General features: G+C 34.2%; 15 protein-coding genes. 1 reads left to right on the top strand and 14 read right to left on the bottom strand.

The genetic code is table 11. From position 1 onward, the window contains the following. Positions 1-17: 17 nt before the first annotated feature. From DFQ08_RS07140 to DFQ08_RS07075, 14 genes are all read right to left on the bottom strand, one after another. Entirely contained in the window at positions 18-623 is a 606-nt protein-coding gene (locus DFQ08_RS07140; protein ID WP_114309125.1) for an SMI1/KNR4 family protein, read from the bottom strand. A gap of 86 nt (positions 624-709) precedes the next feature. Next, on the bottom strand, positions 710-1465 hold the full coding sequence (locus DFQ08_RS07135) for a DUF2314 domain-containing protein (protein WP_114309124.1): 756 nt from the start codon (positions 1463-1465) through the stop codon (positions 710-712). 32 nt (positions 1466-1497) lie between these two features. Next, on the bottom strand, positions 1498-2019 hold the full coding sequence (locus tag DFQ08_RS07130) for a hypothetical protein (RefSeq protein WP_114309123.1): 522 nt from the start codon (positions 2017-2019) through the stop codon (positions 1498-1500). A gap of 49 nt (positions 2020-2068) precedes the next feature. Then, a complete protein-coding gene (locus DFQ08_RS07125) occupies positions 2069-2416 on the bottom strand; it encodes a DUF2493 domain-containing protein (protein WP_114309122.1) in 348 nt (115 codons plus the stop codon). A 102-nt stretch (positions 2417-2518) separates the two neighbouring features. Further along, on the bottom strand, positions 2519-3226 hold the full coding sequence (locus DFQ08_RS07120) for a DUF1963 domain-containing protein (protein WP_114309121.1): 708 nt from the start codon (positions 3224-3226) through the stop codon (positions 2519-2521). 11 nt (positions 3227-3237) lie between these two features. Next, entirely contained in the window at positions 3238-3663 is a 426-nt protein-coding gene (locus DFQ08_RS07115) for a DUF2262 domain-containing protein (RefSeq protein WP_114309120.1), read from the bottom strand. 10 nt (positions 3664-3673) lie between these two features. Beyond that, complete coding sequence (locus tag DFQ08_RS07110; RefSeq protein ID WP_114309119.1) at positions 3674-4423, bottom strand: DUF1963 domain-containing protein; 750 nt, start codon at positions 4421-4423, stop codon at positions 3674-3676. A gap of 91 nt (positions 4424-4514) precedes the next feature. After that, complete coding sequence (locus DFQ08_RS07105; protein WP_114309118.1) at positions 4515-5651, bottom strand: hypothetical protein; 1137 nt, start codon at positions 5649-5651, stop codon at positions 4515-4517. Between the two features lie 151 nt (positions 5652-5802). Further along, the gene (locus DFQ08_RS07100; RefSeq protein WP_114309117.1) at positions 5803-7059 is read right to left on the bottom strand and encodes a hypothetical protein; all 1257 of its coding nucleotides are present in this window, start codon (positions 7057-7059) and stop codon (positions 5803-5805) included. Between the two features lie 53 nt (positions 7060-7112). After that, positions 7113-7760, bottom strand: coding sequence for a hypothetical protein (locus DFQ08_RS07095; protein ID WP_114309116.1), 648 nt, complete (start codon positions 7758-7760; stop codon positions 7113-7115). Between the two features lie 224 nt (positions 7761-7984). Next, complete coding sequence (locus tag DFQ08_RS07090; RefSeq protein WP_181858376.1) at positions 7985-8620, bottom strand: VWA domain-containing protein; 636 nt, start codon at positions 8618-8620, stop codon at positions 7985-7987. 187 nt (positions 8621-8807) lie between these two features. After that, positions 8808-9560 (bottom strand): LytR/AlgR family response regulator transcription factor, encoded by a 753-nt coding sequence (locus DFQ08_RS07085; RefSeq protein ID WP_114309114.1) that lies wholly within the window; start codon positions 9558-9560, stop codon positions 8808-8810. 15 nt (positions 9561-9575) lie between these two features. Then, positions 9576-11441: a tetratricopeptide repeat-containing sensor histidine kinase gene (locus DFQ08_RS07080; protein WP_181858375.1), complete on the bottom strand. Its 1866-nt coding sequence runs from the start codon at positions 11439-11441 to the stop codon at positions 9576-9578. 152 nt (positions 11442-11593) lie between these two features. Next, positions 11594-12499: a DUF6892 domain-containing protein gene (locus tag DFQ08_RS07075; RefSeq protein WP_114309112.1), complete on the bottom strand. Its 906-nt coding sequence runs from the start codon at positions 12497-12499 to the stop codon at positions 11594-11596. A 163-nt stretch (positions 12500-12662) separates the two neighbouring features. Between DFQ08_RS07075 and DFQ08_RS07070 the strand changes: the two genes are divergently transcribed. Then, positions 12663-13013 carry a hypothetical protein gene (locus tag DFQ08_RS07070; protein ID WP_114309111.1) on the top strand — a complete coding sequence of 117 codons (351 nt, stop codon included), beginning with the start codon at positions 12663-12665 and terminating at the stop codon, positions 13011-13013. The last annotated feature ends 1 nt before the right edge of the window (position 13014 follow it).

Here is a 13014-nt window from a genome sequence, read left to right as displayed (position 1 = left end):
CTTACTTAAAAATTATTCTATTCTAAATAGCCTTCTCTTATAAAAGAAAATTCATTAGCAATCAGCATTTGTAAATAGGCTTCAAAACTATCTGCAATGACTTCAAACCCATTAGGATCGTGAAGAAACCTCACAATCTGACCCATTTTTCCTTTATCTGAAGGACTAAAATCGATGTAAAGTTGAGAGGTCCCTCCATTATTTGTACAATCTGCAAAATGAAGCCAATGCAAATCTTCAGCTTTTTCTAAGATTTTTTCATCACTGTCTACACCATCATATTCTCCATCTAAATAATCTTGAAAATTATAGGGCGCATCACCTTGATTATCTAAGATTTGTTGAGACGACAATAAGTAATAGTCACATTTAGATAAATCAGAACCCAATAAGGTCAACGCAATGTCTTCATCACCATACGTTCTCCAATACGTACCATCTACATACTGCAATAAATCAATTAATGCCTCAGGAACCGCAGGACAATCGGCTTTAAGTTCATTTATATCGTCTTGAGATGCACCGTGTTTTATGTTTTCAAAATGATCCCAAATAGCTTTGCCTTTAGCCTTATAATAGGCCTTTTTAAGTTCTGAAATGTATCTGTCTGCGATGTTATTCATTCTATGGTTTTTTCTTTTATAAATTCTAGAATATCAAAATTTATGAAATAAATGTACGTTCAATTCTTAAAAGAATGTTTATAATATTATTTTAAAACAGGAATAATATGCTCCCAATTTAAGGCCGTTGCATAATCTAAGGCTGTTTTTCCTGTATTGGTTTTGGCATTTTTATCGGCACCTAATTCTAATAAAATTTCTACAGCGATTTTGTTTCCCGCAATAGTTTCTGTGTGTAGTCTGGTAACTCCATTTTCATCAGCAGCTTTAACCACATCTAGATTTGTTTCAAAATAATCTCTAGCCGGTTGCTCCATCACTTTACTCATTGGGTGTTCAATCAGGTTTTCTTGATTGTCTTCCTGCTGATAAGCCACTAGAATATTGTTAGGGTCTCCAAAATCTAATCCCCAAGCGTCATCGTGTTGTTTTCTGGCTTCCTCCGTCATATCTGAACGTAAGACCTGAATGGTGTAACCGCCATACGTTTTACGGTCTATGGCTAGCATCCAATCTGATATTTCAGAAACTTTTCTAGTCACCGTATCGCCTTCTGCAACATTGGTTAATAGGTTAGGTGAATTCATTAAAACACCTGTAATATATTCCCCATCAAAAGCAATTTCACTAATCCACATATGTTCTACAGTTGGTTGGTCATCACCTTCAGCCATTTGTTGAAAAGGAATCTTAACCAATGATAAATTATGCGCAGGAACCACACGCTTTGCTTCCCAATAAATTTCTCTCCAGAAATAGTTAAACGTGTCTTGTGCTTTACGATAAGCCGCTTTCATTTTTTGATTTTGTTCGGCAAAAACGATATTATTATCTTGACTCATTGTGTATTGTTTTAGTTATGATTTTTGTTTTATTAAAGAAAGAATGTCCCTGTTTTAGACATTCCTATAGGATCTGCTGTTCGTGCTGTCCATTCTTCGTTATTTAAAATAGAATGAGGTTGCATTACTATTTTGGTATCTAGACTTTTTCTGCCCACAAGTACTATTTTATCTTCAATGTTAGATTTAGTACTGTTGAAAATTTCTAAATAGGCTTCATTAAAATGCATTAGCATAATCTGTGTTTTATGCTCAATTTTATAAATATCTAAAACTTTAAAATAAGCTCCAGAAGGAATTAAATGAAAACCATATTTTGCTACATCCGGATTTATTTCTCCTAAGTTAGAAGCCGAATTAGAGGCGATAGCAAAGCGTACATTTTTAGCTAAACCTTCTGCTTGATTAGAGATATCTGTAAAACCACGTTCTTGTATAATTTGATCTACTTTATAGCGCGTTACTAAATCCTCTGAAAGTTCACAATCTCTATAGTACATTGTTAAACCTGAAAATGTATTTTGGTAGGCTTGTTCTATTTTTTTGTTTTCCATTTTTTGGATTTAATAGTTTACATTTTATTTATAAAACTGTCATTGATAACTAGTAATAGATAATTCGTATTTTTAAATTGGCACGCTTCGCCAAATTTATCATATGTAGCGTGCCTCTACTTTTTTTATCCCAAAAAGCAATTAAAGCATCAGCATATTCAGCCATTTCAGCATTTCTTCTGTAACCAGCACTTTTTCCAAATTTATCCCAATTAGCAGGGAATTTTTTTATAGGAAATCCATTATCCGTTGCAAATTTTTCGCCCAATTTATCTGCTCCATTTGCTGTTCCGCTTACAATTTCAATTTTATTTTGTTGTGATAGTATTTTAGTACATACCTGGTGAAGCTTTTCGTAATCTTTAAAGCTTCTTCCACCAGCTATTATTATTTTCATAGTTAGCTAATTGAAAATGAGATTTTATTTGAATAGAACAGATAACTCTAAATTTGATTCTATTCATTAATATTTGTATCAGTCAATGTATAATTGATTCTTTCAATAAAAATCGTAATACAAACTCCATTGGTTGGTATTGTTGTTTTTGGCGAACATTAAGCTACCACCATCTACCACGTTTAAATTTGCTTTATAATCTGATACAATTTGAAACACAAACTGAAAACCTTCACCAAAGCCCTCTGCATCACCAATTCCGGATTGACAAAAAGAAGGATAACCGCCTATTTTATGATCGTAGATGTGGTCGGTGATATCAAAATAATCCTCAATAATGCCTTCGTTTTCTAGTTTTAAAACTTCATCTTCATCTTCTAGAGATAAACCGCCACCGTCCCATAACGGAAAATCATTGTTGTCTAATTCTGCTTGTAGCGGAAAAGGTTTTATAACCGCATTAGGAGTTTCTAAATTTTTAATTTTGATACGGTCTAGACTGTCATATTCTCTAAGGAGCCAATGGTCTCCCATTTCTTCAAAACACTCTGGCCATTCTGCGGAAACAAAAACAGTGATGAGTTTTGTATGCTTAAGACTTGGATGAACGTAAGGCAAATTAGGTAGGTAAAATTGCGCCAACGGAAACATTTGATTTCCGTTTTTATCTAACGGAATCTCTTCATCGTCGTGATACGCAAAGACTTTACCTATCCAGCTTTCTTCAATAGTGTTTTTTGGTCTAAAACCACCGGTCGTAAATTTAGTAACGGGTTTAGATATTTTATTTTTTAGGTCTTCTACAGTCATTTTTTTAATTTTTATCCAAACATTGTGGCATCGTCAAAATTTTCACCGTCATAAGATTGTGCGATTAAATAATGATTCCCAAACATTCCATCTTCTTGATAAATCACGTCTATCAAGTCTTTGGCATAAAAATGAATGGCTGTTATTGTTAATTTTTGTCTGAATTCTTCCGCATTTAATACAGGATAGCCATTCTCTTCATCGGCCCAATTTTCATTATAATTTTTGTGAAACGCACTTACGATTTCATCTGTGGCTTTGTTCTTTTTATCTTCAAAATCTTCAAAAAATAAATTTCCTAAAGCAATCATTTCCTCTAAACTAATGTCTTCTAAATTAAGGCTGATATCAATTTTTTGCTGATCTGATTCAATTGTTGTTCTATAACAATCTTCACTCCGTGGATCTTTTTTAAGCCTATCTTTGGTTATTTTCATACTTATAATGTTATCCTAAATCGGTTCTTATATTAGAGAAGTCACCTTTGGCGAGTTTATCTTTTTCAATAAAAAACATTAGAAACTCATCCATATCCCAGTCCCAAGAAAAAACATTATTCCATCGTAACGTAAGTAACGACGTCCACTCATCTGTTTTACGCGGATCATAAGCTAAGGTGTTGTAATATGGGTATCCAAATAAATAACTAAATGTTTTTTTGCTTACCATATCTGGTACTTTACTGCATACGTAATCTAGTTGTCTTTTATTTAATCCTTTGTCTTTATGTAACTCTTCTCTGTAAGGTATATCTACATTCTCTTGCAAATCAATTCGTATACAATGATCTACATAGAAGTAATCTAAATTAGGATTTATATAGGTTTTTAAGGGAGTACCTTCTTCAAAATGATAGACTTTTGCATAATCTTTTGCTCCAAAAAATACATTTTTATCATCATCATTAGCGATAAAAAAACTTAACATTCCTGTTTTTGGTAGTGGCGTTTCAAATTTAATTTCACTTAAATTAATTTGTAATGCAAAACGATAATCACCAAACTCGTGTTTAGGCCATTCAAAATCTTCAGGCACTTCTGGATAGCCTCCTTGTTTACTTAAACCTACATTTTCTTTACTGCGATTTTCTCCTACTATTTTAATAGAGGGTAACATTACGGATCTTAAATATGCTTCTTTTTTATATAAATCGTATTTTTCAATTTTAACTATCTCTTCAAATTTAGCTTTGTCCATACGTTGTTTTTTAATTTTGATACATTACAAATATGCTGTTTTGCTTAGGTTTTTAGGTAACGGTTTTCAGTGATATTAAAATCTCTACATCTTACAATTCGGCTTTACGGGCTTGTACCTTTTTAATAAGTAAACCGATAAATTTTAGTTTCTCTTCATATTCACGTTTAATTTCTTCCTGAGAGATCTCCATAATTTTTGCCGAATCAAAATCTAGGGCTTCAACCTTTGTCTCAAAATTTCTGTTTTTTTCTACATCTTCAGATTTAAATAACACCACTGGCATGTCTTCTCCTTTTTCTAAGGCTTTTATGGAAATGGTTTTAGAGGCTCCAAATTGTGCCAATTCAAGGTCTCGAAATTCTTCAAATACCGTTTCAACAGCAAATTTAAAATTGGCCTCAGCCGGCGTACGATAAACAATTCCTTCTATAGGCTGCTCATTTATAAATTGTGGCCTTTCCGAAGGCTCTGGCTGTGAAAACTCAAAAGTTAATTGCTCACTTAAATTTCCTTTCCCCTTAAAAATATGCTTTGGAAAAATGGTATGGTACATTTTGTTCCCTGCAATATTAGACCAACGTCCTTCTTCAGAATAAAGTGCTGTAGGATCTATAATAACCGTGTATTTTAGTTTTGATTTTTTTAAGTAAGGTTTAAAATTTTCATTGAGCAATGTAAACTGACTCTTGTAAAAAGAAATTAGTTTTAAGGCCATATCGGCTTCATCTTTATTGCTGATTTTATCAATATTCTCCATCAGTTCCAATACCGCAGAATACGCTTCTACCTCAATACTAGAATCCGTTAAAGAGGCTGAAGGCAATCCGTTATAAGCTTTCATTTTTGTTGAAGGAATTCGTAATATTTTTTCTTGACCGTTAGTCTTTTCATCTGGATTAAAAAAAACAGATTCAGGTAAAGCCTTACCTGAAGCTATAAATGTCTTTGAGGTATCCGCTACTAAAATTGGAGTGACTATGATAGGATCTTCGATAGTAATTTTAGTAGAACTTGAAGTCAAGGCGAGGTCTATACCATTTTTTAGCACTCTAGGCTCGTTTAACGTATAGGTCAACTCTAATTTTAAGACATGTTTAGGCAAAAAATAAGGGGTCTCTTCAGAAGTCGTTACCGTTTGCTCTCGTAATAAGCGTGTGTAAGTTTTCTGGCTGCATGATGATAAAGTAAAGCATAAAAGAACGAAGACGTATAATTGATGTTTCATGGTAATTGGTTTTACTTAAATGATAATTTATTTCAGGTAAATTTAGAGCTAGCGCTCCCCTAGCCTACTCTTTTTTAGAGCAAGCTGAATAGTATTTTATGTGTAAGATTTATCCGTTTTGCGCTCCTTAAAGTTGAAGCTTTAGCTTAAATTACCAGGTTAAAATCGGCTCGTCTTTCCAGAAAACCATGCGGAAGTCTTCGTAATGATTAGCGGTACCAATGGTGTGGTCATCTCTTACCCCTTGATTTAATTGTAATTTATGAAGCATGCCTGATGCCGCTCCAACCCACAAGGTTTTTTCGTCGTCAGAAATAGTAAGGCCTGTAATTGTAGATCCTAAAAAGTGTCGCCAAATAGAATTTCCTTTAGTATCAACAGCTTTTATATAACCAAAAGCGTCTCCTAAAATATAGAATTCTGAAGTTGAAACACCACAGTAAACTCGCATTCCATCTTCAATAGTGATACAATCTTCACCACCTTCATAAGCCGGAATATTAATATTTTGAAAATCGGACGTCGCAACGCCAATAGTGATCCCGTTATAAAAGTGACACGAATTGGTGATTAACTGTTTATCGTCTTTAGAGAACATACAGAAATCTGGATAAGCAGATTGTGTTCCTATTTCTGTAATTTCATTACCATCACTATCTAAAACTCTATGGTCATAAGCTTGGTCGCCCACCACAATGTATTTATTGTCGTTAGAAAGCGTTGCGTTTTCCATATCCATATAAGGTTCCCACTCATCATCTTCAGGATCTGGTAATGGATGAATCATAGTTTCATCAGTGTTAGATATAATATAAATGCCATCTGAGGACACCAATAGCACTTTAAGTCCGTCGTTAAAAGGAATTAATTCTGTAATTCCAATATCCTTAGCTTTATCAAGGGGAAAGGTTGCAATAATAGGGCCTTCCCAGCCCTGGGTGGTACTAATGCTGTTATTTGCTGCTATGGCAAACACATTATTTTGTTTCGATTTTCCTACTGCTGCGATAGACGCATCAAGCTCTAAAATATCCTTATTATTAAGGATGAAAGCTTGTCTTTGCTCATAGGCTGTACCTGTTACGAATACAATTTTCTGCGCGTCTATAAATTGTAACTGCATAATACTTTGCCCTTTTTCTTTCATTAGCTCAATTAAAGGCGTGTGCGCAGGCGGAAAATCCGCTCTAAATTGAGTCACTGTATTATTCTCATTGGCCGCTTTTAACACTTGCAAAACCGCTTCTGCTAAATTCCCTCTATCATCCTTTGGTTCTTCGCCTTTCCAGTTTTCCCAACCTTTAGTTTCACCAAATTCAACCATGGCATTAACATCAGAAGCATATTTACGTCCCTGTTGATTCCATTCGTCTTTAATCTGTTGTATATCTTTATTTGTTGTTTCCATGTGTTATGATGTTGAAATAGTGAAACTAATGTAGCTTTATTCTAATAGTGGGCTTAGTGAAATAAGATGGCTGTTTTGTTGATAAGGCTAAATTTAGCAGCATCTAAAAGTGTAGCACAAACCAAGGTTTCTACCCAAAAATCGCCTTTATCTTGTATTTTTTGATTGATTTCTGCTAAATTAGAGATGATATCGTCTTCATTCAACTGAATATCTAAGTACTTAGTTAAGCTTTTTAATTCTCTCAACAAATCATAAGATGATCCAATCATCGCCCCAGGAACAGGGTTCTCGTCATTATCAAAAAGAACCTCAGGTAATTCTACAGGAAGATAAAACCCTTCAGAATCGGAATGAGTTAAAAGATGACTAGACATATACGAATAATGCTCCTCTAAAATAGGATCTTGTCCAGGTTCATCATCCATAGGAAATGGTGTTGGCGTCCAGTCCCAATTTTCATTATCTCTATTGTCCCAAGCGTGCGCCGCAAAACGTCTTAAAAAATGCAAAAATACATAAGGAAATCCTCCTGAATGTAAAGGGGCTCTATCTAAAGTTTCTGATTCTTGGTGTGGCTCTATATTATTTTTGACTAAGATGCTATTGATATTTTCAAAAATCACTTTATAAGCTTGATACCCTTCCGGTTCGTTTTCTGTAAAGTCCGCTAAAATGCCGCTCGTAATTGCTAATCCCATAATATTGTTTGTTTTATTTTACATGACAAAATTAGAGCGGAACGTGACGCTTTTTATCACTGAATCTAGTGATAATGATAAATCGTGAATATTTGCCTTTGAAGATTAAGCCCCTAAAACGCACAAAAAAACACGCTAAAAATTAGCGTGTTTTTCAAATTAAACTAGTAAACCCCAGCATAGAAACCCCTTATCTTTCTATGCCAATTAATCCCCGTTATTCCTTACATTTTAGACGTAATAAACGTCCCATTATTCTCTTTCGCCAAAGTTTGCATAAAACTTAAGTCTGCATCTTCCCCGAAAGCAATGGTATGAATAATAACATCATTTGTATTTCTTTTTTTAACTTCCTCTAATACCGTATTTGGATTGTCGTTAGGCAAGCCATCACTCATTAAAACAATTTCCTGAACGTCTTCCGTAGCAATAGCCTGAAGCAAACCTTGTAAGGTATCTGTCCCGCCTTGAGCGGTTAAGTTCTTCACAAATAAATTAGATGATGTTCGCGCCATATTATCTGCAACCTTGAACGCATTAGCCTGTTTTGTAACTGAATTATTAAAGGCAAAAACTAAAAACTTTTTACCATCTGGCAAACCTTTTATTGCCGGTATTAAATTACGTTTAACAGCCCCTAACTTGGTAGCCTCTTTAGTCACTTGCTTCCCTAATATGCTCCCTATTTTTCCACCGATAGCTTTACTAACTTTGCTTCCTGCTGTATTTCCAACTTCTCTCATCACCTGATCTTCAACAGAACCTTCATCAATACCTTCCATACTTCCTGAAATATCAATAAGGTATAGCGTATTTAACTCTGAAGTTTTAATGTCATAAAATTCATCGGATGTTTTCACAGCATAACATGAATGTAATAAAACACACAAGGTTATTAATGTGACAGCTTTGGTTATAGTTTTGAAATCGATCATCAATTAAAATTATTTTAGAGCGCAAATTTAACCCTATATCCTATTAATATAGACTTGCATAAGAATTTGACGGTAAGTATTTAGGAAATACCTTACTTGAAAGAGAATTCAATTAGACCAAAGCATCAATATATTCCAACAAACTTTTTTTTCGACTTTGAGACACCGGAATCGCATGGTTTCCATCTAAAACAACTTCTTCTCGACGCTTATGATAAGATGAAATATAATTTAAGTTAATAAGAAAACTCTGATGGACACGAAAGAAATGATCGTTCTTTAATTTTTCATCAAAAGACTTCAATGGTTTAGACACTAAAATTCGACTTTCATCTTTGAGTAAAAATGAGGTGTAGTTATTATCCGATTGGGCAAATAAAATATACTTAAGTTCTACAATATGAATGGCTTCAGCAGTTTTTAAAACCAACTTTTTTGAAGTCGTTTGTTCAGAAACATTATGCATTAACGCTTGTAGCTGACGTTGGTAATTAGTTTTAGATAAGGCTTTAAAAACTTTATCGATAGCTGTTATTAAGGCTGTTTCTTCATAAGGTTTCAACAGATAATCTATTGCGCTAAACTTAAACGCCTCTATGGCGAATTTAGAATAAGAGGTGGTAAAAATAATTTTAAAATCAATGGTTTTCAAAAGGGCGAGGAATTCAAAAGCATTGCCATCCTCTAGAAACACATCTAAAATTATAAAATCGGGCTGTTTTAATTGTATCGCACTAGCTGCCTCTACAATAGTTTTGGCGTTTCCGATGACATTAATATTGTCATAAGCTTCTAAAATGGTTGAAGCATAAGCCAAAGCTTGCGGATCGTCCTCTACTATAAAACAAGAAATTTGTTGTTGCATAAGACCACAAAGATACTATATTTCAATGGTCTTAAAACTTAAAATTACCTTTGTTCCTTCCGTACCTGAGTTCACCGAAATAGTCCCTTTAAAACCCTTTGAGCTTCGATTAAGATTTTTTAGTTGCTCACGAATAATGGCCATACTCATGGATTTATGTAAGCGTCTTGCCTCATCCTCTTTTACCTTAAACCCTTTACCATTATCTGAAATAGATACATATAAAACATTCTCCTTTTTATAGTATGCTATCTCAATATGCCCCTCATGATCTGAGTTTAAACCGTGTAAAATCGCATTTTCGACAAAAGGTTGTGTTATTAATGTAGGTAGCAAATCAAAATCCTCGGTAACGGAGTCCGCAACATCAATGCTGTAAGTAAAGGCCTTATTGTAATTCAGTAATTGTAGATTAAGGTAAGACTCTAGAGCCATTTTATCATCTTCAACACTAATAAAATCCTCATCTGATTTTTCTAAAACAAGCCGAATTAATTTTGCATAACTCGTAAGATAGGTTTTAGATTTTTCTTTATCATTTTGCTGAATAAAATTTTGAATACTTTGTAAGGCATTAAATAAAAAATGCGGATTTAACTGTGTTTTTCTTAAGCGTTGCTGTAACAAAACTTTATCTAGCTGTTGCTTTATTTTGTAATTTTTAAACCCAAAATAGCCCAATACAGCAATCAGAACCGCAAATAATCCCAAAGCCAATAACAGATTATGTTGTTGCGCAATGGTCAGAGCTTGTAATTTGTTCTCTGTGTCTAATACGGTAATACGCCGCGCTTTTTTTTCAGATTCATATTTTTCTGTGAGTTCCGCTACCTTTTCCTTTTGATGCGCCTCTACAATAGAATCCTTTATCTCGTCTTTTAAATCGGCATAATACAAGGCCTTTTCATTCTGCTGCAAACCTTGATGCGACGCTTTTAAATTGTTATAGATATGAGGCTTTAAATTAATTTCCGCCCCCACAAGCGCACTATCTAAATATCGTATCGCCGTTGAAAATTCTTTTTTCTTTAAATAAGCATAACCGATATTGTTATAGGTTTTACTTAGCGTATTAATCTTGTTGGATGCTTTTTTTAAACGGAGCGCTTTTTCACCATAATAGATTGCCTTAGCATAATCCTTAGCTTCTGTAGAATAGTATAAGGACAAATTGGTATAAATGGTGGCTAACACTTTAGTTGCTTGAAGTTCTAAGGCCAATTCTTCGGCTTCAAATATGCGTTTTAGGTATTTTGAATATTCCTTCTTACTGTAATAAACACTCGATAAATTCACCAATACTTGAAGCTTTATACCGGCATTAAAGTCACTTAACTCTAAGGCTCTTTCAAAATAAACCTGAGCATTTTTTAAATTTTTTAAGGTTGCATTTATGGCCCCAATATTAGAGTAAGTACTCACTAATTTTTGAGGAATTTCCGCTTGCTCTAAAAGTTCTGCAGCTTGCATAAACAAACTTAAAGCAGCTTCAAAATTTTGTTTGTAATACTGAATCGTTCCTAAGTTATGTAACGCTAAACCTTTAAAACGTTTAGACAAAGGAGCTGCCATCATTTTCTGAAGAAGGGCCTCCGATTTTGAAAAGTCATTTTTTAATATATAAAGTCCACTTTTTTGTAAACGCCCTTGGGCTAATAAGGTGTCGTTTTCTAGAGTTGCTGCAATTTTCAAAGCCTTATCGACGTAAAGAAAAGAACTGTCAATTTGCGTTTGCGCTAACGTTTTAGAGCGCTCTAAAAACTTAGCAATTTCTTTAGGTTTATTTTGTGCATACACATGAGATTTACCACAGAAGACCACAAGCAATAGCAGACAACAATACCTCATCCAATCTAAAGTCACCTTATTGGTATAAAACATATGTATGAAACGCCTTCGATCCTCTTTGACTTCCCCCTGGGTCATAACCAAATTAATTTATAAAATACTATACTCGTAAACTTCAATTTTAACCCTTATCAAGTACACCAATTTAAAATTAGTTAAGCCTCATTTCAGGGATTAAAAAGGTTTTATAACCACTCCGCCTCAATCCCCATCTGTTCAAACTCCTTATAAGCTTCATCGGTGGCATAGCACAAAGTTACTTTTTTTAAGTTAGGAAATTGCCTGGCATCTATAGCGGTTTTAATATCCCAATATTCGACAGCCCCTCCCGAAAATGGGCATAAATTCATATAAATATCGTTACCGCCATCTTGGTAAAAATTTGTAATTTCAGAAGCTAAGCGTTTTGGTATGGGGAGGTCTTTAAAATATTGAGTGACTTCCGCAATCGGTTCGTAACCTTCATCGTCAATATCAATCTCACGGGCTTGGTACCAATCTGCAAATTCATACAAATCAAATACAGGTTTCATAAGCCCTTTCATATACATCAGCTCTTCAATTATCGATAATTTAAAACCAAAATCTACAAACGTCAGGACTTCTTTATCTAAAGGTGTAATACTATATTTATCTTTAGGAATGCCCACACCTCGTACGTAAGGCGTGTATGTACTAATTTCAATAGCCTCAATTTTTTCGCTTCTTACAGAAAACCAAGCACTAATGTCATGGACTACCAATGCCCCACTTCTATCACCTTTAAATAATTTAACGTGCTGCTGTTTATGCGACTTATAGTACCGCACAATATCCTGATTGTTGAAATAAAATATACCACCAAAAATCTGCTTCGGACTAAATGCATAGTCCTCTAATTCTATAGCCACAGTGATGGACTCTGCCATTTCTCCATCTTTAGAATAGGCTAATAGCCCTAAATCATCCCAAGTAAAAACGGTCGTGTTTTTTCCTTCTGTAGTTCTGTAATTTTCATTCAAACACGCTTTTAACTGTGTTAACGATACTGGAAAAGTGATGGTTTCTGAATTAATTTGAAATCCTTTAGACGATAAGTGTAATGCAATCATAATTTCGGTTTTATACGTTTTCAAAAGTAAGTCGCTTCTAGAAATACCAAATGCCTGTATTCCGTGATTTTTTCTTCGGAAGTAGTCCTCATAAATTAATATCACTGTTATCAGGGATAAAAACTAAGACCTCTCCCATTAACTTTGTAAAAAACCTTTTTTTATGGAAGATAACACCAAAACGGCTGCGTTTTTAGAATCTTTAAAACGCAACAACGATAAAATAAGAGACGACCGTGCTCACGCTATTGCAGAAGATGCTCAACTGATGTACAAACGTGAAACGGAAGATTTAGCCTTGGCTTTAAAACGTTTAAAACGTGAACAAGAAAATATGCTAGATATGAGCCCCACAGATGCCAACAGTTTGGTTTTAGCCTCTGATTTCGATGCGAAGGACTATGTGGCTAAAGACTTAGAAATGTCGGTTAAAATAAGAAACTTAGAAATTAAATTAGAACTAGCCAAAAAGCGTTATGCGCATTTATTTGGTGGCACAATTAACGAACTATAAT

It is taken from the genome of Winogradskyella arenosi, assembly GCF_003337305.1.
Taxonomy (GTDB): domain Bacteria; phylum Bacteroidota; class Bacteroidia; order Flavobacteriales; family Flavobacteriaceae; genus Winogradskyella; species Winogradskyella arenosi.
Note: the sequence above shows the minus strand (reverse complement) of the source record. Positions and strands in the feature narration are given on the sequence as shown.

What these genes read in the sequence shown, in the direction of transcription:
- DFQ08_RS07140 (WP_114309125.1), bottom strand. Translation starts at nt 623, where the DNA reads ATGAATAACATCGCAGACAGATACATTTCAGAACTTAAAAAGGCCTAT.
- DFQ08_RS07135 (WP_114309124.1), bottom strand. Translation starts at nt 1,465, where the DNA reads ATGAGTCAAGATAATAATATCGTTTTTGCCGAACAAAATCAAAAAATG.
- DFQ08_RS07130 (WP_114309123.1), bottom strand. Translation starts at nt 2,019, where the DNA reads ATGGAAAACAAAAAAATAGAACAAGCCTACCAAAATACATTTTCAGGT.
- DFQ08_RS07125 (WP_114309122.1), bottom strand. Translation starts at nt 2,416, where the DNA reads ATGAAAATAATAATAGCTGGTGGAAGAAGCTTTAAAGATTACGAAAAG.
- DFQ08_RS07120 (WP_114309121.1), bottom strand. Translation starts at nt 3,226, where the DNA reads ATGACTGTAGAAGACCTAAAAAATAAAATATCTAAACCCGTTACTAAA.
- DFQ08_RS07115 (WP_114309120.1), bottom strand. Translation starts at nt 3,663, where the DNA reads ATGAAAATAACCAAAGATAGGCTTAAAAAAGATCCACGGAGTGAAGAT.
- DFQ08_RS07110 (WP_114309119.1), bottom strand. Translation starts at nt 4,423, where the DNA reads ATGGACAAAGCTAAATTTGAAGAGATAGTTAAAATTGAAAAATACGAT.
- DFQ08_RS07105 (WP_114309118.1), bottom strand. Translation starts at nt 5,651, where the DNA reads ATGAAACATCAATTATACGTCTTCGTTCTTTTATGCTTTACTTTATCA.
- DFQ08_RS07100 (WP_114309117.1), bottom strand. Translation starts at nt 7,059, where the DNA reads ATGGAAACAACAAATAAAGATATACAACAGATTAAAGACGAATGGAAT.
- DFQ08_RS07095 (WP_114309116.1), bottom strand. Translation starts at nt 7,760, where the DNA reads ATGGGATTAGCAATTACGAGCGGCATTTTAGCGGACTTTACAGAAAAC.
- DFQ08_RS07085 (WP_114309114.1), bottom strand. Translation starts at nt 9,560, where the DNA reads ATGCAACAACAAATTTCTTGTTTTATAGTAGAGGACGATCCGCAAGCT.
- DFQ08_RS07080 (WP_181858375.1), bottom strand. Translation starts at nt 11,441, where the DNA reads ATGTTTTATACCAATAAGGTGACTTTAGATTGGATGAGGTATTGTTGT.
- DFQ08_RS07075 (WP_114309112.1), bottom strand. Translation starts at nt 12,499, where the DNA reads ATGATTGCATTACACTTATCGTCTAAAGGATTTCAAATTAATTCAGAA.
- DFQ08_RS07070 (WP_114309111.1), top strand. Translation starts at nt 12,663, where the DNA reads ATGGAAGATAACACCAAAACGGCTGCGTTTTTAGAATCTTTAAAACGC.